The organism is Chryseolinea sp. T2, assembly GCF_037203685.1.
Classification (GTDB): Bacteria; Bacteroidota; Bacteroidia; order Cytophagales; family Cyclobacteriaceae; genus Chryseolinea.
The window spans coordinates 248,643-270,277 of the sequence record NZ_JBBCAU010000009.1; the positions used below are offsets into that span (position 1 = coordinate 248,643).

Annotated in this window: 22 protein-coding genes and 1 tRNA gene; 8 read left to right on the forward strand and 15 right to left on the reverse strand. The window is 48.1% G+C overall.

What is annotated here, in order from left to right; all coding sequences use genetic code 11:
* Positions 1–42: 42 nt before the first annotated feature.
* Together WBG78_RS25930 and WBG78_RS25935 are read right to left on the reverse strand one after the other, a co-directional pair.
* The gene (locus tag WBG78_RS25930) at positions 43–675 is read right to left on the reverse strand and encodes a hypothetical protein (protein WP_337329428.1); all 633 of its coding nucleotides are present in this window, start codon (positions 673–675) and stop codon (positions 43–45) included.
* Positions 672–1,682 carry an amidohydrolase family protein gene (locus WBG78_RS25935; RefSeq protein WP_337329429.1) on the reverse strand — a complete coding sequence of 337 codons (1,011 nt, stop codon included), beginning with the start codon at positions 1,680–1,682 and terminating at the stop codon, positions 672–674. Before WBG78_RS25935 ends, WBG78_RS25930 begins: the two co-directional genes overlap by 4 nt.
* 318 nt (positions 1,683–2,000) lie before the next feature.
* Between WBG78_RS25935 and WBG78_RS25940 the strand changes: the two genes are divergently transcribed.
* Both WBG78_RS25940 and WBG78_RS25945 read left to right on the forward strand, forming a co-directional pair.
* Positions 2,001–2,147 (forward strand): hypothetical protein, encoded by a 147-nt coding sequence (locus WBG78_RS25940; RefSeq protein ID WP_337329430.1) that lies wholly within the window; start codon positions 2,001–2,003, stop codon positions 2,145–2,147.
* 314 nt (positions 2,148–2,461) lie between these two features.
* Positions 2,462–2,614 (forward strand): hypothetical protein, encoded by a 153-nt coding sequence (locus tag WBG78_RS25945; RefSeq protein ID WP_337329431.1) that lies wholly within the window; start codon positions 2,462–2,464, stop codon positions 2,612–2,614.
* Positions 2,615–2,857: 243 nt separating this feature from the next.
* Here the strand turns inward: WBG78_RS25945 and WBG78_RS25950 are convergent, their stop codons facing one another.
* Positions 2,858–2,983, reverse strand: a complete 126-nt coding sequence (locus WBG78_RS25950; RefSeq protein ID WP_337329432.1) for a hypothetical protein — start codon at positions 2,981–2,983, stop codon at positions 2,858–2,860.
* A 223-nt stretch (positions 2,984–3,206) separates the two neighbouring features.
* Between WBG78_RS25950 and WBG78_RS25955 the strand changes: the two genes are divergently transcribed.
* The 5 genes from WBG78_RS25955 to hslV all read left to right on the forward strand — a co-directional run bounded on the left by WBG78_RS25955 (position 3,207) and on the right by hslV (position 11,907).
* A complete protein-coding gene (locus WBG78_RS25955) occupies positions 3,207–5,558 on the forward strand; it encodes a TonB-dependent receptor (protein ID WP_337329433.1) in 2,352 nt (783 codons plus the stop codon).
* Positions 5,559–5,562: 4 nt separating this feature from the next.
* Positions 5,563–6,399 carry a DUF4249 family protein gene (locus tag WBG78_RS25960; RefSeq protein ID WP_337329434.1) on the forward strand — a complete coding sequence of 279 codons (837 nt, stop codon included), beginning with the start codon at positions 5,563–5,565 and terminating at the stop codon, positions 6,397–6,399.
* A 120-nt stretch (positions 6,400–6,519) separates the two neighbouring features.
* Positions 6,520–9,486, forward strand: a complete 2,967-nt coding sequence (locus tag WBG78_RS25965) for a hypothetical protein (RefSeq protein ID WP_337329435.1) — start codon at positions 6,520–6,522, stop codon at positions 9,484–9,486.
* Between the two features lie 77 nt (positions 9,487–9,563).
* Complete coding sequence (locus WBG78_RS25970) at positions 9,564–11,192, forward strand: pyruvate dehydrogenase complex dihydrolipoamide acetyltransferase (protein WP_337329436.1); 1,629 nt, start codon at positions 9,564–9,566, stop codon at positions 11,190–11,192.
* A 178-nt stretch (positions 11,193–11,370) separates the two neighbouring features.
* Positions 11,371–11,907: an ATP-dependent protease subunit HslV gene (gene hslV / locus WBG78_RS25975; protein ID WP_337329437.1), complete on the forward strand. Its 537-nt coding sequence runs from the start codon at positions 11,371–11,373 to the stop codon at positions 11,905–11,907.
* A 7-nt stretch (positions 11,908–11,914) separates the two neighbouring features.
* On the opposite strand, the gene WBG78_RS25980 is transcribed toward hslV, so the two are convergent.
* From WBG78_RS25980 to gap, 6 genes are all read right to left on the reverse strand, one after another.
* The gene (locus WBG78_RS25980) at positions 11,915–13,003 is read right to left on the reverse strand and encodes an AI-2E family transporter (protein WP_337329438.1); all 1,089 of its coding nucleotides are present in this window, start codon (positions 13,001–13,003) and stop codon (positions 11,915–11,917) included.
* Entirely contained in the window at positions 13,000–14,196 is a 1,197-nt protein-coding gene (locus WBG78_RS25985; RefSeq protein ID WP_337329439.1) for an aspartate aminotransferase family protein, read from the reverse strand. The genes WBG78_RS25980 and WBG78_RS25985 overlap by 4 nt, the downstream gene beginning before the upstream one ends.
* A gap of 442 nt (positions 14,197–14,638) precedes the next feature.
* Complete coding sequence (locus WBG78_RS25990) at positions 14,639–15,133, reverse strand: nuclear transport factor 2 family protein (protein WP_337329440.1); 495 nt, start codon at positions 15,131–15,133, stop codon at positions 14,639–14,641.
* Between the two features lie 72 nt (positions 15,134–15,205).
* Entirely contained in the window at positions 15,206–15,640 is a 435-nt protein-coding gene (locus WBG78_RS25995; RefSeq protein ID WP_337329441.1) for a hypothetical protein, read from the reverse strand.
* A 270-nt stretch (positions 15,641–15,910) separates the two neighbouring features.
* Positions 15,911–17,083 (reverse strand): DnaJ domain-containing protein, encoded by a 1,173-nt coding sequence (locus WBG78_RS26000; RefSeq protein ID WP_337329442.1) that lies wholly within the window; start codon positions 17,081–17,083, stop codon positions 15,911–15,913.
* 268 nt (positions 17,084–17,351) lie between these two features.
* Positions 17,352–18,359 carry a type I glyceraldehyde-3-phosphate dehydrogenase gene (gap, locus tag WBG78_RS26005; protein ID WP_337329547.1) on the reverse strand — a complete coding sequence of 336 codons (1,008 nt, stop codon included), beginning with the start codon at positions 18,357–18,359 and terminating at the stop codon, positions 17,352–17,354.
* Between the two features lie 213 nt (positions 18,360–18,572).
* Between gap and WBG78_RS26010 the strand changes: the two genes are divergently transcribed.
* Positions 18,573–18,644: transfer RNA gene (locus WBG78_RS26010), tRNA-Glu, on the forward strand.
* 90 nt (positions 18,645–18,734) lie between these two features.
* Here WBG78_RS26010 and WBG78_RS26015 read toward each other — a convergent pair.
* From WBG78_RS26015 to WBG78_RS26040, 6 genes are all read right to left on the reverse strand, one after another.
* A complete protein-coding gene (locus WBG78_RS26015; RefSeq protein WP_337329443.1) occupies positions 18,735–18,881 on the reverse strand; it encodes a hypothetical protein in 147 nt (48 codons plus the stop codon).
* 1 nt (position 18,882) lies between these two features.
* Entirely contained in the window at positions 18,883–19,347 is a 465-nt protein-coding gene (locus WBG78_RS26020) for a hypothetical protein (RefSeq protein ID WP_337329444.1), read from the reverse strand.
* A 314-nt stretch (positions 19,348–19,661) separates the two neighbouring features.
* Positions 19,662–20,303, reverse strand: coding sequence for a hypothetical protein (locus WBG78_RS26025; protein ID WP_337329445.1), 642 nt, complete (start codon positions 20,301–20,303; stop codon positions 19,662–19,664).
* A 62-nt stretch (positions 20,304–20,365) separates the two neighbouring features.
* Complete coding sequence (locus tag WBG78_RS26030) at positions 20,366–20,584, reverse strand: hypothetical protein (RefSeq protein ID WP_337329446.1); 219 nt, start codon at positions 20,582–20,584, stop codon at positions 20,366–20,368.
* Complete coding sequence (locus WBG78_RS26035) at positions 20,577–20,915, reverse strand: DUF5681 domain-containing protein (protein ID WP_337329447.1); 339 nt, start codon at positions 20,913–20,915, stop codon at positions 20,577–20,579. Before WBG78_RS26035 ends, WBG78_RS26030 begins: the two co-directional genes overlap by 8 nt.
* Before the next feature lie 37 nt (positions 20,916–20,952).
* Positions 20,953–21,633, reverse strand: coding sequence for a hypothetical protein (locus WBG78_RS26040; RefSeq protein ID WP_337329448.1), 681 nt, complete (start codon positions 21,631–21,633; stop codon positions 20,953–20,955).
* Positions 21,634–21,635: the final 2 nt, after the last annotated feature.

Consider the following 21,635-nt stretch of genomic DNA (forward strand, 5'->3'; position numbering starts at 1 on the left):
TACGCAATTATGACAATAAAAAGTGTCGAAGGAATTCGTCCGTCAGTTCACGGACCCCCGGGGCTTCAATTGACCTCTTAGCAATCGGTTGTACTCGTCGCAGGTCAGCCAGCCATGTTCATCGCAGTACACACAGGTTTTGTACTCGTCGCCAAATGCGCCCTTCTTAATCACGACATGGTCGCCCTTGCACACAGGACATGTAACCTTTCCCGCCGGACCACAGTCAATGTCATAGTCGGTCGACAACACTTCACCTGTCTGTACCGATGCAGTTGCCTTTTCCTTCATGTATTCCGTTTCCGCCTGTCTCAGCCATTCGACTGCTTCCTTGGAGAACTGACCATTCGTTCCTTTAAGCTGGATGTACTTCGTAAGCCAGTCGATCGACTGTTTGTACTTTTGCAATTGAAATGAATTCTTTCCGAAATAGAAGGTGAGATCAGAGGGCACGCTTCTTACGTTGTCAAGAACATGCTGAAACTTCAAATCTGCCAGTTCGTACTTGCCGACATCCATGAGATATACGCCCGAGTCCATTTCCCGCATGAGCGCGGCCTTCTTCATTTGTTCCTTTTGAACCAGGTACTCGTCAACACGCTGCTGCTGCGCATAGACGTTCCGTGATAGCAGTATGGTAAACAGTATAAATACTAATGGTAGCGTTCGGTTCATTCCTTAAATCTTTCAATATCAACATTCAGCCATTCCAGCGCTGATCGGTAAAATATATCCGCCTTCACCTCCTGGTCAAGGTTCATATTTTCAATGAACTTTCCAATCTCCAGATCGCCCAGCGGAAAAGGGTAATCCGAACCCAGTGTGACACGTTTCGATCCTTGCAGCCTCAGCACGTACTCCAGCATAAAAGTATCGTGCGTGACACTATCAACCCAGAACTTGCCGAGGTACTTCCTCGGATCAACAGCGTTGTCTATGGCCACTAAATCAGGACGGCATTCGAATCCCTTTGCAATGCGCCCAATAGTGGGCAGAAACGACCCACCCGCGTGTGCAAAGTTCACTCTGAGTTCTGGCAATCTTTCAAAAATTCCGCCAAATATCATACAGCAAATTGCCCTGGTCGTTTCGGCAGGCATAGCCACCAGCCATGGCAGCCAGTAGCGTTGGATTTGCTGCTGGCCCATCATATTCCAGGGGTGTACAAGAACCGCCATACCAAGCTTCGCGCAGGCCTCAAAAATGGGAAAGAACCGCTCCTCATTCAGATTCAGGTCATTAATGTTCGATCCAATCTGCACGCCGCTTAATCCGACACTTTTACAACGCTCCAGTTCCATCACCGCAAGCTCACTGTCCTGCATGGGGATGGTTCCGAGCCCTAAATAGTTTTGCGGATGCCCCTGAATAAGTTCGGCTATGTGATCATTTAAAAAGCGTGAAATATCCAGGCAGTCGTAAGGTTTGGCCCAATACGAAAACATCACTGGAACAGTGCAAACGACCTGAACGCTGGTGTTGAACTTTTCGTACTCCCGGATTCTTAACTCCGGGTTCCAGGAATTCTCCCTGATCTCCCGGAAAAACTGGTTGCCACGCATCATTTTGGCGTAGCCCCTCTTGTGGTGCTGAAGGTAGATGAAATCGCCATAGCCATACTTCTCAGTCCAGTTCGGCAGCTTGCGCGGCAGGATATGCGTGTGGCAGTCAATCTTGAGCATCAGGAAACGAAGAATCTGGCGCAGGAGCAATTAACAAAGAATTCGCGAGCGCATGGGCCGCTCATCAATTTAGTGAGGTTTTTCGTGTCGTTGCGACGCCCATTTCAGGACTTAGGGCCGAAATTCGGTCTCAAAATGGTCCGGTTTTGACGGTCACAGTTCTTAAAGAGGCTACCTGAAATAGGCCGTCAAATGGTGAAAAATATTCACAATTTCCCCTGGAAACGCACTTTTTCTCATGTTTCTCCATCATGCCGGCAGGGGTGGCCGGGAGCAGGTGGCATCAATTTCTCTCTGGAGATGTCAAACCATACCCCTATGAACATTCTCTTGATCATCGGTTGCTTCATCTCCGCCTACGGAGTGTTTGCGCTGATCGCCTTCAGAATTGTAAAGCTCCTGTTCCCCGAAACACATGAAGATCATCATCACAAGCGCTGGAGGATAAAAAGTCCCGAGGCTTGATAAAGCACTAAATCAAAATTCGCGTTTTGGCCCGGTCATCACTGATGACCGGGTTTTATTTTTTAGACAGTTCCGTCGTGCGAGAGGATCTATAAATTCCTGCTTGCCACTTTTAGCTTTGGCCCGCGAAAAACGCACTGCTCATCTTCACATATTCATGACTACCCAGAATGGGGAATAATTGCGCTCGAATTACCTGCAATTGAATGAACTGACGTTATTGCAAATCGTTGTAAATCAGGTTATAATCGGATGATCGAAGACTTTGGCACTGTTGTTAACAGGCTTGGATATGATGCAAAAACTAAAGTCATATGGCGACGACGACACACAAAAGAAAATATTTGAGCGATGAGGAAATCATGAATAGTCTCCAGGCTCAAAAGATCGATGGCGCACTTGCTCTTCAGCTGTTGAAAATCCGCCGGGAGATAATGGACTTGTTATTGCTCCTCCGCGGACTGTAGCTCTTCGAAGATTCCCGGCGCGACACGAGACATATGTTAGTTACTAACGCTCAATTTTTCATTTGCCAACCTCAGGCAGTGAGCGCTAATCCTCTAAAGCAAGCAGCACTGGCAGTAACTCTTACTTTCGTTAAAGGCAACTGAGGCAATCCTGCACGACGATAAAAGTGATTGGATCGGATTGCCACCTACAACGTTTGTATTGCTCGTTGATTTGTGATTACGAACGCGTCCTCAATGTTCCTAATCGAAGATGAGACTGTAAATGAAGTACAGTACAATCAGCAGCAACAACACCCCGTACATTACAAGATCAATTCTTACATAAGGTTTGTATTGCTGATAGAGCTCTTTCAATCGCTTGAACATAATCGCGTTGAAGATTGTATGTGCGGCAAAAGGCAATAAATGTCAATTGCTTACAATCTCCCCCTTATTTGGTGAAACAATAAATTAAACGTTGGCAAAGTAACTATTTTCGCGCTCCCTACGTGTGATGAGAGTGTTCAGCGATCATATTTTGCATTTTGTTTTGAAGGGTGTAGGGGTAAATGCTGGTACGATTGTCTGAAGGCTACAAAACCCCTAACGAATGATGAGAATATTAATAACGGTTGTGTTCATATCATGCAGCCTTGCCACATGGGCACAGGAGAAGTTCACGCTGAATGGCTATGTTAAAGACAATGCCAACGGAGAAGAACTGATTGGTGTGTCTGTTTACATTCCGGCATTGAAAGCAGGTACCGTCACCAATTCATATGGCTTCTATTCGCTAACACTTCCCAAAGGAACTTATGACGTGCAGTTCAGTTACCTGGGCTATACGATCCAAAAGCAATCGGTGTCCCTCGATCATGATATCGAAAATAATGTGCAGCTGTCCGCGGAGGCCGAAGTGATGGAAGAAGTTGTTATCTCCGAGCGCGCCATCGACGAGAACGTGGTTTCATTGCAGATGAGCAAGAATACTCTCGACATGAATCAGGTCCGGAAGTTGCCCGCGTTGTTTGGAGAAGTCGACATCATTAAGAACATTCAGATGCTTCCTGGAGTAATCACCGCCGGGGAGGGCACTTCAAGTTTTTATGTGCGCGGAGGAAGTGCAGACCAGAATTTGATACTCATAGATGAAGCCCCGATCTATGATCCGTCACACTTGTTCGGGTTATTCTCTGTATTCAACGCAGATGTCATCAAAGATTCAGAATTGTACAAAGGTGGAATACCGGCCCGCTTTGGTGGCCGTCTGTCATCCATACTCGATGTCCGAACCAAAGATGGAAACAACAAAGAGTTTCATGGTTCGGGTGGCATTGGCTCAATGGCAGCGCGGATGATGGTTGAAGGGCCACTAAAAAAAGAGAAAAGCTCTTATATTATTTCTGCGCGTAGGTCATACGTTGACGTGTTTATGAAAATGGCCGGCCAGGACAATCTTGTAAACTTCTACGATGTCAATGCCAAATTCAACTGGAAGGCAAACAACAGCAATCGCTTCTTTGCCGCCTTTTACAGCGGACGCGACGCTTTTAAGTTTGGAGATGATTTTGGATTCCAATGGGGAAACACAACAGGAACGCTTCGGTGGAATCACCTCTTCAGCGACAGGCTCTTTTCTAATCTTACAGCGATTGCCAGCAACTTTGATTACAAACTGGAACTTAAAGATCCTACGCAAGGATTCAAATGGACCTCTTCTTTGCAGGAGATGAGCGTGAAGTACGACCTGGCCTACTTCATCAATACAAACAACGAATTGACATTCGGATACCATGTCACCGGCAGACGCTTCTCGCCTGGTCGCATATCACCAAATTCCGAAGCCTCAATCTTTGAAGAGGTCGAACTTGAGCACATGTATGCACTTGATCACGCGTTCTACATTAGCAACCAGCAGCGCGTAACTCCCAAACTTTCCCTGGACTATGGACTAAGGTTGTCGATATTTCAGAACATCGGACCATACGATCAGTACACATACGTCGATCCCAAAGACAATATCAATGTTGAACGCAGCGATACCCTAAAGTATGGCGCATGGGATAACATCAAGACCTATGTTAATCTCGAGCCTCGCATCGGTGTGAGGTACATCATTGGCGAAGGTCAATCTGTGAAGCTGTCTTACAACCGCATGGTTCAGAATACTCACCTGATTGCCGCAGGTACCGTGCCCGTTCCCTTCAACACGTGGAACCCAAGCGGTTATTACCTGAAGCCACAACTCGCCGATCAGGTTGCCGCCGGCTACTTCCGGAATTTTATGGACAATAAATATGAGTTCTCTCTTGAGACATACTATAAGAACATCAGCAACGTAACCGACTTTGCGGATAATGCCGAAGTGTTCTTCAATGAAGATCTTCCCACTGAATACCGCCAGGGTAAGTCATGGTCTTATGGGGCAGAACTCCTCCTTGCGCGCCGCGAGGGCAAGCTTACGGGTAGTGTAGGCTATACGTGGTCAAAGACGATGCGCAAGATCGAAGGTGTTAACCTTGGTCGCACATTCCCGGCAAACTACGACCGCCGTCACGTTGTTAACATCCAGGCAGCCTACGATCTCAGTCCTCAATGGAGCTTTGGCGCAAACTTTACCTACAGCACCGGCCGTCCTACAACGGTCCCAACTGCGAAGTTTGAATATCAGAATTACAATCCTGACGTCATTACGGAACGCAATGGCTACCGGCTGCCGGCATATCATCGTCTCGATATATCGGCCACCTACAATCCTCGTCCGAAAGGGGATAGGAAGTGGCGCGGTCAATGGGTGCTGTCCATCTATAACGTATACAACCGCGCAAATCCATTTACGATATACACCAGAACGACAAAGAACGACGATGGTGATGTGATTGGCGACGGACGCACGAAGGAAGCGCGCATGATTTATCTCTTCCCGATCCTTCCTTCTATTACGTACAACTTCAAATTCTGAAAAAATGAAACTGAATATATTATCGCTTTTTGTTGTGGCCCTGGCATTGACAGCATGCGAGAAGACTGTTATGCTCGACGTATCTCAGGGACAGCCGCACGTAATTATCGAAGGACAAGTGACCAATATTTCCGGCTACCAGTATGTGAAGGTCACCCGTTCCTCAGGTTTTTATGAAACTGGAGCGTCTCCTCGGATCGAGAATGCAGCTGTAACCGTAACCGACGATGCAGGGAACCACTACGATTTTGTTCATAACCCCGGGGGCAAAGCAGACTCTGCCGGCTACTATCTTCCGACAATACCATTTGTAGGAGTTGTTGGCAGAAACTATCACCTGGAGGTGCTGGTAGACGAACAGGTTTACGAAGCAAATGACCTTCTTAACCCGGTAACTAAAATCGATTCGCTGACGAGCCAGATCAATGAAGAGGAACGCGACGATCCGGATAAGGCAGGTAAGTTTTATGAGGTCCTGATGTTCGCGAAAGAGCCACAGAATACAACCGATTACTACCTCTTTAAATTCTATCGCAACGATTCGCTGACTGTTTATTCCGATACCGACATCTATTATGCCGACGATGAACTGTTGGGTGAGAACATCGATGGTGTTCCCTCGCCGGTTTACTATGCCCCAGGCGATCTGGCAAGAGTAGAAATGTATAGCATATCGCGCGACGCATTTGTGTTCTATAATGATTTGCAGAGACTGTTGACCAACGACGGAGGCCTTTTCGGACAGCCACCTTCAAATTCGCGTTCGAACTTGTCGAATGGTGCGCTCGGCTTTTTCCAGGCGAGCTCCGTTGACGTGAGCGAAGTCGTAGTGAAGCAGTAGCCGTTTATTATCAACTGGGCATCTCTGTTGCGTCTTATGTCTCACTAAGCATAGAAAGACGCCCGGGATGTTTGCATTTCACCGGCCGGAAGCACATATTTCCAGTATCATTGTGAACTGATGAAAGCGCTTCTGGCCGGTGTTCTTTTTTGCCTGTTCTATGTAGGTGCCGTCGCGCAGTCGGTTCTTGAGAACAACCCTACAAATCTGAAATTTGATCAGGTGCAGACCCCGCACTTCAGGGTTTTGTTTCCGCAGGGTTTTGATGTCCAGGCCCAACGGGTGGCCAATACGCTCGAACACATCCAGACGCCTGAAGCAAAGTCAATGGGAGAAACTCCCAGGCGTATCACCATCATTCTTCAGAATCAGTCATCCCAATCAAATGGATTTGTATCCTACCTGCCACGGCGTTCGGAATTCTACACGATGCCGGCACAGGATTATAATTTCGTCGGTACCAACGATTGGCTCGACATGCTCGCATCACATGAGTACCGTCACGTCGTACAATACAAGCAGGCAACACGGGGGCTGAACAAGGCGATTTACTTTCTGTTTGGTGGTACCACCTTCGTAGGGATGTCGCACATAGCTGCGCCTCAATGGCTGTGGGAGGGCGATGCAGTGGCAACAGAAACGACATTCACGCCATCGGGTCGGGGTAAGATTCCGCGATTCGATCTCGTTTTCAGAACAAATTTTCTCGAAGGCCGAACATTCAATTATCACAAGCAATACCTGCGCTCCTACAAACATCAGATACCCGACCATTATGTGTTGGGTTATCACATGGTAAGCTATCTGAGGCGTAAGACCGGCGACCCCGACATCTGGAACAAAGTCACCACACGGGCATGGGGAATGCCAATCATGCCGTTCACCTTCTCCAATGCATTACACCGCGAGACGGGCCGATATGTCACCGGGGTGTTTAATGATATGGCAGCCGAGCTCAAGAAGGAGTGGCAGGCCGAAGTCGATAAACTTCAAATCACACCGTTCGAGACAATTTTCAAAAGCAGTGGCAAAGCATACACGGATTTCAAATACCCACAGGCGCTCAGTGATGGCTCTGTGATTGCCATGAAGGAAGGCATTGGCGACATTGAACAGTTTGTTTTACTGGAGAAGGGAGGAATAAGAACCGTATTTACTCCGGGCTATGTGAATGATGCCGGCATGTTATCGGCCAGTGCAGGCAGACTTGCCTGGGCCGAATATGGATTCAATCCGCGCTGGCGTGTGAAGAATTTCTCGCGCATCAAGATTTACGACCTGAGTACAGGCAAGACACGCATCGTTAGTGATCCACACGGCAGATTAGTAGCGCCAGCACTATCACCCGATGGAAAGTCAGTAGCAGCAATTCGATCAACAAGCGACTACCAGCATCAGTTGGTGATTATTGACGTCGCATCTGGAAGCGAGGTCAGGGCTTTCCCCAATACTGACAACAACTTCCTTTCTATGCCGCGATGGACTCCTGATGGAAAATCCATCGTGTTATTGAAAGGTCAGTCAGGAGTCAAAACAGTTACCCTGATGGATGTTAAAGGGTCAGCCACACGCGATTTGATACCACAGGCTAATGAAAACATTGGTCATCCATACATTTATGGCGACTATCTTCTCATTGCGTCACCCGTCTCAGGAATTGATAACATCTACGCAATTCATCTTACAAACGGTTTACGCTTCCAGGTCACGTCAAGTAAGTATGGGGCCTATAGCCCGACCGTTTCGCCAGATGGCAAATGGATCTATTACAGTGAACAGACCCGTGATGGATTAAGCATAGTCCGGGTAGCTTTTGATCCATCTTCGTGGCAACCCTTCTCGCCTCCGCCAGAGGACAACACCAGTTTATCTCAAACCCTGGTGAACCAGGAGCATGGAGCAGGTTTCTGGTCAGCCATACCTCAGCAAAAATATCCCGTTTCACGTTACCATAAGATCTCGGGTATCGTAAACCCTTACACCTGGGGGCCATACGTGAGCAACGACCTTGTTCAGATTAATGCTGGTATCTTCTCACGTGATCTGCTGAGTACATTCGAGTTTAACGCCGGATACTTTTACGACCTCGACGAACATACCTCCGGATGGAAAGGCGGTCTTAGCTATCAGGGACTGTATCCGATCATCGATCTGAATGTTTCTTACGGAGATCGGGAAAATAAGGAAACCGCTTTCGGAGCAGAGGCCGATTTTAAATGGAAGGAAACCACAGTGGAAGGGGGGCTTCGGATTCCACTTCTGCTAACCAGATCCAAATATAACCGCAATCTCACCATCGGTAACGCAGTAGGCTACACGCACACGACTGATTTTAACAATACAGTAACCCGAAACAACGAGGTCATATATAAAGGCCCTTCACGAATCACATTTCTCAATGATACGCTCGCGTACATGTTTCAGGATCAATTGAACGACGGCGACCTTCTTTACAACCGATTCAATATTTCATTTAGCAATCTGTTGAAGCGCAGCGAACGCGACTTCCTGTACCGGTGGGGCCAGACGCTGGAGATAGACTATCTCTCAACTCCATTCGGCGGTGATTTCGAGGGCAACCTGTTTGCTGCCCGGGGTGCCTTTTACTTCCCCGGTCTTGCAAAGCACCACGTGTTCTATACACGCCTCGCTACTCAACACGCACTGGAAAGTTATCAGCCAAATACCTACACATTCAGAAACCGGATACCCAAACCACGCGGGCACAGCTATCCCGACGACGCAGAGTTCACCACGGCACAGTTCAACTATGCGCTTCCCGTCTGGTACCCCGACATAGCGCTGGGGCCGATCCTTAATATCCAGCGACTTAAGGCAAACTTCTTCTACGACTGGGGCCAGGGGAAGGGATACCAGTATTACTATGACATCAAAAACCTCGATGTCTACCAATCCCCGACAAATGCGACCTACCAATCCCTCGGGGTTGAAGCAACTATCGACTTCAATATTTTCAGACTTTTGCCGCGCGGTGAAGTGGGATTGCGATCCACCTACAGGTTGGAGAACAAATTCAACGACGCTGGGATGGTTTTTGAGTTTTTTATCGGGAACATCGGCTTCTGACCGGCTTGAAATTCGGACTATTTCAGACTATTTTTGGCGTCTTAAAGTCTTAAGAGCTTAGTTAAACATACAGACCAATGGCAGAGATCATACGAATGCCGAAGATGAGCGATACCATGACCGAGGGAGTGGTCGCCAAATGGCATAAGAAGGTGGGTGATTCAGTGAAGTCGGGAGAATTAATGGCCGAAATAGAAACAGACAAGGCTACGATGGATTACGAGTCTTTCAATACGGGGACCGTACTTTATCTCGGAGTGCCTGAGGGTCAGGCTGTAAAGGTGAATGATGTACTGGCCATAGTCGGAAACAAAGGCGAGGACTATTCAGCACTGCTGGCAGGGGCGTCAAATGCTGCTGCATCGGGCGGAAAAGCAGAAGAGCCTAAAAAGGCGGAAGCACCCGCTGCGGAGCCTAAGAAGGAAGCCGCAGCCATCGATACCAGCGGCATTAAAGCCGAAGTCGTACTGATGCCGAAAATGAGCGATACCATGGTGGAGGGCGTAATCGCCGCCTGGCACAAGAAAGTGGGAGACAGCGTTAAGTCAGGAGAACTACTGGCTGAGGTCGAAACCGACAAGGCCACAATGGAATACGAATCGTACAATACCGGAACGCTGCTTTACATCGGTGCCGATGCAGGCAAAGCGGTGACAGTGAACGGAGTACTTGCCGTCATCGGTGAGAAAGATGCTGACTGGAAGACGCTCCTTAAGGCACATGAGTCAAAAGGTTCGGGATCGGGACCGGTCGGTAAAGCCGAAGAAAAGAAGCCGGAAGCCGCACCAGTTGAAACAGCTGTTACTGCAGACCACGCTTCCAATGGAAGGATCAAAGCCTCCCCATTGGCAAAGAAACTCGCGAAAGATAAAGGATACGATATTGGTCAGATCGAAGGATCAGGCGATCATGGACGTATAACCAAGAAGGACGTAGAAAACTTCAAGCCGGGCGCAGCAGCTCCGGCCACGAAGAAAGAAGGTGCTGCAGCGCCTGTTGTTTCATTGCCTCAGGTGGTCGGTCAGGAAAGCTTCGAAGAAGTGCCAGTATCGCAGATGCGCAAGACCATTGCCCGCAGACTCGCGGAAAGCAAATTCAGCGCGCCGCACTTCTATCTCACAATGGAGATCAACATGGACAAAGCCGTTGAAGCACGCAAGAGCATCAACGAGATCAGTCCTGTTAAAATATCTTTCAATGACATGGTGATCAAGGCAGTAGCTGCTGCGTTGCGTCAGCATCCCGACGTTAACGTAAGCTGGCTCGGCGATAAGATGCGCAAGAACCACCACGTTCATATCGGAGTAGCGGTCGCTGTTAAAGACGGATTGCTCGTTCCCGTAGTTCGATTCGCTGACAGCAAGTCATTGTCTCACATCGCGCAGGAGGTAAAGGTACTGGCACAAAAAGCCCACGATAAGAAACTCCAGCCATCTGACTGGGAAGGAAGCACATTCACGATTTCCAACCTCGGTATGTTTGGCATCGAAGAATTTACGGCCATCATCAATCCTCCAGACGCGTGTATCCTCGCCGTTGGCGGTATCAAGGAAACAGCCATCGTGAAGAACGGTCAGCTTGTTGTTGGAAACATCATGAAGGTTACGATGTCGTGCGACCACAGAGCCGTTGACGGTGCTGTTGGTTCGGCCTTCCTCAAGACCCTGAAAGGACTTCTCGAAGATCCGGTCAGAATTTTGATCTAGCTCTACTGTTCTAATACTTTAGAATACTGATCTCCGGTATTTGCTTATAATGATTCGGGAAACTTGGGATTAGTATTTCCCGATTCTCCAACACTAACTAAAAGGCCCCGAAAGGGGCCTCTAAAATTATCAATTGTCAATTATCAATTATCAATGGTCAATTGTCAATTGCCCTACTATGGAAAAGATTCACGCAACAACCATACTCGCTGTCCTTCATAATGGGCAGCTCGCAATCGGCGGAGACGGACAGGCTACAATGGGCAACTACGTTGCCAAAAGCAATGTGCGAAAGATCAGGAAGCTTGCTGATGGAAAGATCCTCGCAGGTTTTGCAGGATCGACTGCCGACGCTTTCACGCTGATAGAAAGGTTCGAAGAAAAACTGAACAGCTACGGCGGTAACATGAAGCGTGCAGCCATAGAGTTGGCCAAGGACTGGCGCATGGATCGTTTCCTTCGAAGGCTCGAAGCGATGATGATAACTGCAAGCAAAGATGAAATCCTGATCCTTTCGGGAACCGGCGACGTGCTCGAACCAGATCATCAGGTTGCCGCTATTGGATCGGGCGCCATGTACGCTCAGTCCGCCGCATTGGCCTTAAAGAAACATGCTACTCATCTGAGCGCAGAAGAGATCGTACGCGAAAGCCTCAACATTGCTGCCGACATCTGTATCTATACCAACCACAACCTGGTGATAGAAAAATTGTAATACTTCATTATACCTCGCTGGCTTTTTCCAGATCCACGGTTTCAGCCGGGGGCGGCGGCGACTCAATGGGTTGATCCTCCAGAAGGATAACCAGAGGCTTCAACCGTTCATTGTGAGAGAGCAGAATCTTCAGTACCCCTATAGCAGGAACAGCGAGAATCATTCCTGGTATTCCAAGGATCTTTCCACCTACCAGCAAAGCAATGATGGCAGCAAGCGCATTGATGCTCACCTTAGAGCCCGTGATGCGCGGAGTAATGAAATTTCCTTCCAGGAACTGCACCATCAGAAATACAATAACAACACCGACAGCATACCAGGCACTGTCTTTGGTGATGAGCGCCATTACAATCGGAAACATGGCTCCAATGATTATACCAACATAAGGAATGATGGTAAGTGCGCCCGATAATATTCCAAAGAAGATGGCATGATCAATTCCCAGTGCCAGCAGCCCAACGCAGTTAAGCGCAGCTATGATAAGAGTCACCAGGGTAAGTCCCGAAATGTAACCCTGAACTACTCTTTCAACATCGCGATGCCAGCCAAGCTCCTCGTATCGCGGCGACAATGAGATGAAGAACTGCTTGAACCTATCGCGATAGATAAGGAACAGGAAAATATAAATCGGGATTTGAATGGCAGTGGATATTGCGTTAGTTGTGGTGAGCAGCACGTCACCCAGGTAAAAGCTTACAGTGCGCATGAATTCACCTAATAGCTTCTTCTGCTCAACTGTACTTATGCCGAAGTCACTAAGTAAGACACTGCTGAGTTTGTCAAGCGAACTTTCGAAACGCGCCTGAAGATTGGGAAGATCGTTGATAAGTGAAACGACCTGGTTGACCACGAGCCACATCGCCAATCCCATCAGGATGACTGTGGCGAATAAAACTATAGTGATCGAAAGCGCGGTTCCGATCTTACGCGCTTCCATCCGTTTTATTGCCGGTAACATCACGACAGAAAGAAATCCGGCAAACGCCATGGGCACAACGATATCTGCGGCCAGGATGGTAGCGGTAATGAGCAGGCCAATGACAACAAGCAGTTTGTAGAGGTAGTCCAGCCGGTCGGCCGGTTGATCAGCATTCATGATCGAATGTAAGCATTCTCGACCGCCTGTAAAATGAGAGCGGCGGATTCTTTGATCTCGTCATTCGTAATGGTCAGCGGTGGCGCAATGCGGAAAGAGTAGGGGTGCGAAAGGAACCAGTAGCAGATCACGCCCAGTTTCTTGCCTTCTTCAACAATGCGCGATACCACATCGGCCGATTCGAAGTCGATGGCAAACATAAGTCCGATACGACGTATTTCTTTGATGCCCCTGTGCGTAAGCAGACTCTCAAAGTATTTACCCTTTTGCTCCACCTTTTCGAGCAAACGCTCGTTTTCGATTACCTCCAAAGTCGCCAGCGCGGCGGCACAGCATACCGGGTTGCCTCCAAATGTCGTGATGTGACCCAGCATAGGATCATGCGTGAAGTCTCTCATGACATCGCGGTTGGCAACAAAACAGCCGATCGGAAGGCCTCCGCCGAATGCCTTTGCAACGGTAAGGATATCCGGCACGATGTCGAACTGTTCGAAGGCAAACAGGGTACCCGTTCTGCCCATACCGCACTGAATTTCGTCCAGGATGAGCATGGCGCCTGTGTCATCACATCGCTTTCTCAGCAACTTCATGTACCGCTTTGATGGGACGCGAACTCCGGCATCACCCTGAATAGTCTCCACGATTACGCAGGCCGTTCGTTCGGTTATGTGCTGGAGATCATCTTCAACGTTGAAATTTATAAACGCAACATCAGGAAGCAGCGGCCTGAACGCCTGCTTCTTCACCTCGTTTCCGGATACGCTCATCGAACCATGAGTGCTGCCATGATACGACTTCCGGAACGAAACCATCTCTGTCCTTCCGGTGTGTCGTTTCGCCAGCTTCAATGCTCCTTCATTGGCCTCCGTTCCCGAGTTCACAAAGTAGCAGCAGTTGAGACCCGCTGGCAATTTCGAGGTCAGCTTTCGGGCCAGCAGGTTAGGAGCTGACTGAATGAATTCTCCATACACCATCACATGCATGTGACGATCCAGCTGCTGCCTTATTGCCTCTATCACATGAGGATGCCTGTGCCCCACACTGGTCACACCTATCCCTGAGATAAGATCGGCATAGCGCTTTCCGTCCGGGCTGTACAGGTACAATCCTTCGGCACGGTCAATACTTATAAGATAAGGAGAGTCGGTGGTCTGAGCGAGGTAGGTGAGGAAGCTCTCGGCGGTTAAGTCCATCCCGTAAAGCTAAAAAAAATGTCCCGCCGGAAAGGCGGGACTAAAACTAACCAGGTTGTTGCTGCTCGTCATCGGTGTCAGCCCTTCTGATCGCCGATCACTTGCAGCATGGGGGGAACCCCGGTTTTCACCGGGATTCAGTTTAGTAAAAACTTATGTCGAACCTTGAAAGTATTACGCGTTAACAAAGACCGATACCAGCATGCCCACCACGATGGTCGACACTAGTACCAGTATTTGGCGAAGCCGTGTCGAGGTCTTGGAGTTTGATGTTGTTGCTCTTGGATAAGTCATAAAAGTCGCAGTTGCTATGAAACAAAAATCGTCAATAGAAGGACCTCCCTTCCACCGAAACTAAAGCCAAATCATACGCTGGTAGCAAAGAAGTATGTATGCCTCTTCAGCTCCGTTTTTATTCAAAATGGGAAGGATGCCAAAAAATCTAAGGCTTGGCCTTCCGTTCAAAATTCTCTACGAGCGTGATGAAATCCCTGACGAGATCGTTCGGGACCGTCACAGACAGATGGTACTGCTTAAAAACCCACTTGCCATTTTCCTTCGCTAATACTCCGGACCCCCGGCACACTCCCATCCACGTTGTAAGAAGTTCGGAAAACCATGCACTTTTGCCTTCCAACGTTACATGAAGGTCACGGTCGTAAGGCTTGAAGTCCCAGGCCTTTCCCTTATCAAAATATGGTTTAGCAAAGGAAATGAACTGCGCTTTCGTCCAGCGCTCTGTCTTGTCAGTGCCGATATAGATACAGTCTGAAGCCATCGACCCAAAAAATACATCGGCCTTAGCTTCCGCGGCTGCCTTATGCCAGTTGTCAATAAATGCGTGAATATCTGCGTGTTGCTGTGCAACGCATACGGCACCCGCTGAGGTGATCAGGAGCAAAAATGTACAAATGATGCAAAAAAAGCGGTGCAACATCAGTTAGTGAACTTGTATTGCCTATGGGGCGTTACTTTCAATACAAGCCACTAATATGATGATTTTCAGTAATTAAACCTCGTACAGGTTAAGAAAATCTATAACTTCTTGTCTGACGTTTCTTGTGCTGCCTTCATCGAAGGTTTCAGTTGCTATGGATTTGAACAACTCGGCGACAATGCCCGCTTTGAATCCGAGTTTGCCCGCATATATCGTAGCAACCTCAAGCTCAATGTCTTCCACTACCTCATCGAGATAGATCATATACACCAGGTGATAGATGGCTTCGAGCTTATCAACTTTGTCACCAATGCTGGTGAAACTGAGGTGTGAAATATCTACATCGGCATTCTTAAGATCTTCAGGTGTAAGCTTCAGCTGAAAGCCCCACTTGAGCAGGCACCGGAGAAAGCGGCTTTCAATAACATCACCCCCAAGGAAGAGGGCGAGGATGTTGAAATAGCTCTTCTGAACCGACTTGATCTGATCATCTTTCAATGCTGCCATAATTGCTGGTTAAAGGGTTCTTTGTCAATGTTTAACGTGCCCCCGCGGAAGCGCTCCGAAAGGCCGGGTAAAAGTAACGGTTTACGACGATTTAATGCGTGATAATAGTCATCATCAGGCGAGATGCAACTACGGACAGATCAGATTCCGGCCACGGCGCATTCCGGGTCGCCAGAAGGAATCAGAGTGAGAGTGGAGTGTGAGAGCGATACATATTTATTCCTTTTCTTCACTCTCACACTGTTCCTCACACTGTTCCTCACACTGTCTTCACAGGCAGAACTCTTTTTCCAGCACCTCAAGATCTTTCGCCCCCAGTCTCCTTGCCCTGGCCAGGTCCCGGCATACGGTTTCCATCTTGCGCCTCCGGGCATTTGCAAGCGCCCTTAACCGATACGCATCGCCAACGTCAGGACGGATCTTCACCGCATCGTCGCAGTCCTTTACCGCCTCATCAAACTTGCTCAAAAGAATGTTACAGCGGGCGCTGCCGTGAAGGACGTCAAAGTACAATTCAACCACTCCGGCCGGATTCACCAGGTTGACAAATGAGATTCCGTACTGCTCCCGGATCCGCCTCTGATGTAGTGATTTTCCGATTTCAAAGTAGCGCATTGCCTCATTGATATTCTGGACTTTATCGAGATTCATTAAAGCAATACTATATACAAGTTCAGGGCTTTCCGGGTACTGCCGGTGAAGCTCTTTCATCGCCTCCAGAGACTGAACATAGTCGCCGATGTAGTACTCGGTCATGGCAATCTTCCTAAGCGTTTCGACAGATGCGGGCTCCTCATTTCTGGCGAGGATAGCATAAAGTGTCGCTGCCTCCTGATACTCTTTTGAATCGAAGTGTACGTTCGCCAGATCGCGTAGCGCATGCTCAAGACTGTCGCTGGTTGCCCGGAGACGATACTCAAGAGGCGCTTCTTCCGTGAGCCGCCGAACGGTACCAAAGGCATCATCAAACTGACCCGAGGCAAAAAGGACACCGGCATGCTCCAGCTCTTTGGTCTCCTGCATGTAGGCCTCGAGTTGGCGACGTTCAACTACATAGTGAATGATGCTCATCAAAGCGAACCCAAGTCCGGCCAGAGCTACGAAGACCAGTACCGATACGGCTTGCATCCGAAAGTACTGACTGTCGACCTGATAGTATGGCCGGGCAGGCACCGGGCGTCTCAGATTGCGCCGCGGTCGTTCATAGTCATAATTGAGTGGGATCGTATATTGAGGAAAGAGGAGTCCGTCATAACGCGCTCGCTTGACAGGGTCCGACAGCGTTTGATACGCCTCATTCACCATCTTGAAAGTTTCCTCGGCTTCCGGATTTCCTGGGTTGTGGTCAGGGTGGTACGCCATAGCCAGCTTCTTATAAGCAGCCCTGACGGAAGTAGCATCAGCTCTCGAATCGATCCCTAATATGGAGTAATACGTGCTCACAGTTCCGGATAGCCAATGGGTGAACGATGCTGTTTAAGGGCCATCGGTTTTTCTGATAGAATCAACGTGTCGTTCAGGCCGGCAGTATTTGCCAGTGCGTCCGTGATCAGGAAGAGTTACGATTCCCCTCCATATCCCGCAGATTCAGTTCTAAACCGGACAAACCTCTTTACACTAAGATAAAACTAAAAAAGGCTGCCCCGCTTACCGGAACAGCCTTTTTGTTAACTGCTTATGGTTCAGATGACTATTTAGTCGATCCGGAAGCTTATTTAAGCTTGGCAAGGGCAACCACGAGGTCGACCAGCTTGTTTGAGTAACCCCACTCGTTATCGTACCATGAAACCACTTTCACGAACTTGTCGCTAAGGGCGATACCAGCTTTTGCATCGAAAATTGAAGTGCGTGCATCTCCGAGGAAATCAGAAGATACAACATCATCTTCTGTATAACCGAGGATACCTTTCAACTCACCTTCAGATGCTTCCTTCATTGCCTTCTTGATATCTTCATAGCTCGCTGCTTTCTCCAGGCGAACGGTAAGGTCAACTACGGACACGTCAGCAACGGGTACGCGGAAAGACATACCGGTAAGTTTGCCTTTCAGTTCAGGGATTACCAGCGATACTGCTTTGGCAGCGCCGGTTGATGAAGGGATGATATTCTGATATGCACCGCGGCCACCTCTCCAGTCTTTCATAGAAGGGCTGTCAACGGTCTTTTGAGTTGCTGTCACAGCATGGATAGTGCTCATCAAACCTTCAGCGATTCCGAACTTGTCGTTCAGAACTTTCGCGATAGGAGCCAAACAGTTTGTGGTACAGGAAGCGTTTGATACAATCGTGTGCTGTGCTGTAAGTTTCTTATCGTTAACACCGATTACGAAAGTAGGAGTGTCATCTTTAGCAGGAGCGGAGAAGACAACCTTCTTGGCGCCGGCAGTGATGTGTTTTTGTCCGTCAGCTTGTGTGAGGAAGAGACCGGTAGATTCGATGACGATTTCGGCTCCAACTTCATTCCACTTAAGGTTTGCGGGATCCTTTTCTGCAGTCACACGGATCTTTTTTCCGTTTACGATGAGGGCGCCTGGCTCGGCAGATACTGTTCCGTCGAACTTGCCATGAGTAGAGTCGTACTTGAGCATGTAGGCCATGTACTCGGGATCAACGAGGTCGTTAATGCCGACAATTTCAATGTCCTTACGGCCAATGGCGGCTCTGAACGCAAGTCGTCCAATGCGTCCGAAACCGTTAATTCCTACTTTCGTCATTGTGATGTCTGGTTAAATTTTTAAAGAGATGCCAAAAATAACAGCCTAGAGGCTAAAACCAACGAAATTGCGGGGCCGATTCGCAAAATTTTACTGCACAGGTTTGCAAATAATTTGCATTTAATCAGCTGCGATCTATATTTGCGTCCTCGTTTTGGAGATGCCCTCCGGGAAGCTCAAATCGAGAGGTCAAAAGTTGTGTTTTAAATAGAAAAAGACGGTCCGTTCGTCTAGGGGTTAGGACACCAGATTTTCATTCTGGTAACACGGGTTCGATTCCCGTACGGACTACTGGATACAAGTGCAACATGCTAAACAACAGTGTGTTGCATTTTTTGTTTGTGGGAATGGGTACTTCAATGAGTACTTAAAGTTGGGAAACTACTTCGAACCTTCAGTTTTTGGAGGTGGCGGCGGGGGTGGCGGAGTCAGCTTGAAATCGGGAATAGTCTTTCTGGTTTCAGGCCGGTCAACGTTGGTGAATTTCTCGGGCGCTTTTCCTGATGGTTTAGGATCTTGCTTAGCCATGTTAGTTACTGTTTGATTCTTTCAATATCGAAACTTGATAATTAGCCTTTAAGAATATCGCCACCCGTTGGGTTGCTTCTTGCTCTACTGATTTTGGTACTTCGAAAATTGTGTCTTCACCAAACATCATCACTTCACTGACCTGCCGTTGCAAGGAATAATAGGTTTCCGACGCGTCTTCTTCTGAAATTGTTCCAAGCTGCATTTTGTCCCAAAGCCTTTCATATTCGATGTTGAGCAATTCTACCTTGGCGCACTTTGAAGTGAATTCAGTTGCATACTTTCTGAATGGATAGTAGGGCTTAACTACTGTGAGCACTTGCGAAAGTGCAATAACACCCGCCCACACCATTTGAAATTTCTGCCAAAGCGCCCAAGCTGCTATGCTCGTAGATGATGCTACCGCGAGGAATACATCTAGGTTTCTGCCTCGCTTTTGAAACCTGCCCAACATTATGGCGATCACGTAACCCTTGAATTTAAGATTGACAAGTGCCGACCACACTTTATCACGCATTAGCCAGTTAAAGTTTAAGTATTGTAAAGATAAGGTAAGAACAATAAACTTAATATGGTTGTTGGGTCCAAAAAAAAGCCCGCTACACGTAACGGGCTCGCATTTTTTCAACCTGTGTCCTTTCACGGACGAATAATGCAGCAGGATTCTTGAGCGCCAGCCACCAGGGCGCCCCGGACTTTTAAGTGGCTGATTGCAAAGGTATCGATTTTCACTTTGGACAAAAATGGCGTGGTTATTAGAAGGGATTCCAAAGGGAAACACTAAACCAAGAAGTCAATCCTTGAAGGGATCGGGTAGATAGTCTTCCCTTCTTTGACAAACAACGGTAGGCCGGGAAGGTTTTGAATCAAAGCCTTTGCGTGCTTTGCCTTGCCAACAACGTGATATTGCCTTTTGACTGAAATTAGCTTTTCCTTTACGGCCCGAGATTTTAAGCGTTGGAAGGTTCGTTCGGTTATCCCCAATGCTTTACACAAATACCGGCTCGGGTAGTCCTTTGGCGTAGCTCTTCCCTTTTGCGAGCGAGGACTACCCAAGTTCCGGATAAGACTTTTCAGCGAGGCAACAAACGCCATCACCTCCAAATCCTTAGTCGTCGCTGTTGAATTTGCCAGGAACAAGCCGCCCCGCTTTGATACTTTCAATCGCCGCCAACTTCGTGGGAAAAGGTATTGCCCGTCGCAGCCGGCCCAACCGCGTGCCATCATTGCTTCGATGTAGCGGCGAAGCGTCCGGTCGCTGACTGAAATCTTTGATTGTAGCGCCTTCAATTCCATCCTGTGACCACCGTTGATTTTAGCGATCGCGCATGCGTGAAGTGCACGTATCTCCCGCCGTCGAAGGGCTTCGGACAAGATCTTTCGCGGAATGCGAACTTCATTTGTAATTTTACTCCCGGACATTTCATTCTTTTTTTTGAAAGCGGGTATCGAATGGCGTTTGATACCCGCTTTTTTTCACTCATTCATTGGCCATTGTCTGGCAATACCACAATCGCAGGTAAATCAAGTGCGTCGACAATTTCTTCAGCTTCATCCAATGAAATCTTGACGTCGGGGCGATCGGGTTGCCAAACTATTTCCGGCTGATTGATATCATACAGCCAGGTATCAGGCCGATGCCCGAATTTCTTGATCAGTTCAATTTGCTTTAGTGCCTTCGCGGCATCTTTGTTGTCATTCATCGCATTCAAGTTTTTTGATATAGGCAAGCTTTTCTTCGGGTGTCATTCTCAAAAATTGCGTTATCTCACCTTCGACCGTGACCCCCAAGGTTGCCTTCGCTTTACCAAATCCACGGTCAAGCAAAAGTTCAGCTGCTCTGATATCACCGCGCATTGCTTTACGGGCCAACGCTTCGACTATTCGCTGCAAAACTGTGACATCATGTTTGTCAACCTTTCCAAGCACATCGACAAGAGCGCGGTCAAGGGATGGCAATCTCTTTGGTCTGCCCAATGGGTTGCCCGATTGACCTGGCTTGAATCGTGTGTTTGTTCCCTTCTTAGCAATCATTCAAGAATCCTGTTTCCGCCTGAAAAATGTCACCTGTTTATTTGATGTGTGCCAGCTGCTTCAAGTTGAATTCATAGCGGCCATCGTGAAGACTGTTCACTATAAAACCAGTGGATTGGCGATACTTGAATTCGAGTCCTGCCAGCTGTTTTAGCAGTTCGCATGCTTCCTCGTGAAAGGCACGTTGTCGATCAGAAGCAAAAAGCGTTAATGCGTCGGACACTTGTTGCCTCGAATCAGGATCCACATTCAAAGTTCCTTTTCTGATTGTGAAGTTGCTGGTTACAAGCTTGCGGGATGAAGATGAAAGCCGTAGTAGCGAATGTTTTATTGCATAGCCATGGCCACAGTATTCGATAATTGATTTCCGCGGCGGAACGAACATTTTCTTGAATGCATCAAGCGACATTTTAGGCATCCCTGGCACTAGTATTCCATCGCGTTGATCGAACACACCTTGAAGTATTTTGTCGGAGACTTCGTCAACTGCCCGATCGACTAAATGCGGAAAAATCTCGAAGTTTAGGAACGTCGGAATGTCCTTCAATAGGCTAGTAAGAGGTGCATGATCGGCGTCCAACGTGGGCGATATACGAAAGCCGGTTTCGTCGCTGATTCGATTCGCCACCTCCACCATTCGTGGACCTCTCGAATTCGAAACATCCCAAGCCTTCAACGCTTGGTCACGGTCTGGCTGATAGTCATAGATTAGTGCCATAA

What these genes read in the sequence shown, in the direction of transcription:
- WBG78_RS25930 (WP_337329428.1), bottom strand. Translation starts at nt 675, where the DNA reads ATGAACCGAACGCTACCATTAGTATTTATACTGTTTACCATACTGCTA.
- WBG78_RS25935 (WP_337329429.1), bottom strand. Translation starts at nt 1,682, where the DNA reads ATGCTCAAGATTGACTGCCACACGCATATCCTGCCGCGCAAGCTGCCG.
- WBG78_RS25940 (WP_337329430.1), top strand. Translation starts at nt 2,001, where the DNA reads ATGAACATTCTCTTGATCATCGGTTGCTTCATCTCCGCCTACGGAGTG.
- WBG78_RS25945 (WP_337329431.1), top strand. Translation starts at nt 2,462, where the DNA reads ATGGCGACGACGACACACAAAAGAAAATATTTGAGCGATGAGGAAATC.
- WBG78_RS25950 (WP_337329432.1), bottom strand. Translation starts at nt 2,983, where the DNA reads ATGTTCAAGCGATTGAAAGAGCTCTATCAGCAATACAAACCTTATGTA.
- WBG78_RS25955 (WP_337329433.1), top strand. Translation starts at nt 3,207, where the DNA reads ATGATGAGAATATTAATAACGGTTGTGTTCATATCATGCAGCCTTGCC.
- WBG78_RS25960 (WP_337329434.1), top strand. Translation starts at nt 5,563, where the DNA reads ATGAAACTGAATATATTATCGCTTTTTGTTGTGGCCCTGGCATTGACA.
- WBG78_RS25965 (WP_337329435.1), top strand. Translation starts at nt 6,520, where the DNA reads ATGAAAGCGCTTCTGGCCGGTGTTCTTTTTTGCCTGTTCTATGTAGGT.
- WBG78_RS25970 (WP_337329436.1), top strand. Translation starts at nt 9,564, where the DNA reads ATGGCAGAGATCATACGAATGCCGAAGATGAGCGATACCATGACCGAG.
- hslV (WP_337329437.1), top strand. Translation starts at nt 11,371, where the DNA reads ATGGAAAAGATTCACGCAACAACCATACTCGCTGTCCTTCATAATGGG.
- WBG78_RS25980 (WP_337329438.1), bottom strand. Translation starts at nt 13,003, where the DNA reads ATGAATGCTGATCAACCGGCCGACCGGCTGGACTACCTCTACAAACTG.
- WBG78_RS25985 (WP_337329439.1), bottom strand. Translation starts at nt 14,196, where the DNA reads ATGGACTTAACCGCCGAGAGCTTCCTCACCTACCTCGCTCAGACCACC.
- WBG78_RS25990 (WP_337329440.1), bottom strand. Translation starts at nt 15,133, where the DNA reads ATGTTGCACCGCTTTTTTTGCATCATTTGTACATTTTTGCTCCTGATC.
- WBG78_RS25995 (WP_337329441.1), bottom strand. Translation starts at nt 15,640, where the DNA reads ATGGCAGCATTGAAAGATGATCAGATCAAGTCGGTTCAGAAGAGCTAT.
- WBG78_RS26015 (WP_337329443.1), bottom strand. Translation starts at nt 18,881, where the DNA reads ATGGCTAAGCAAGATCCTAAACCATCAGGAAAAGCGCCCGAGAAATTC.
- WBG78_RS26025 (WP_337329445.1), bottom strand. Translation starts at nt 20,303, where the DNA reads ATGTCCGGGAGTAAAATTACAAATGAAGTTCGCATTCCGCGAAAGATC.
- WBG78_RS26030 (WP_337329446.1), bottom strand. Translation starts at nt 20,584, where the DNA reads ATGAATGACAACAAAGATGCCGCGAAGGCACTAAAGCAAATTGAACTG.
- WBG78_RS26035 (WP_337329447.1), bottom strand. Translation starts at nt 20,915, where the DNA reads ATGATTGCTAAGAAGGGAACAAACACACGATTCAAGCCAGGTCAATCG.
- WBG78_RS26040 (WP_337329448.1), bottom strand. Translation starts at nt 21,633, where the DNA reads ATGGCACTAATCTATGACTATCAGCCAGACCGTGACCAAGCGTTGAAG.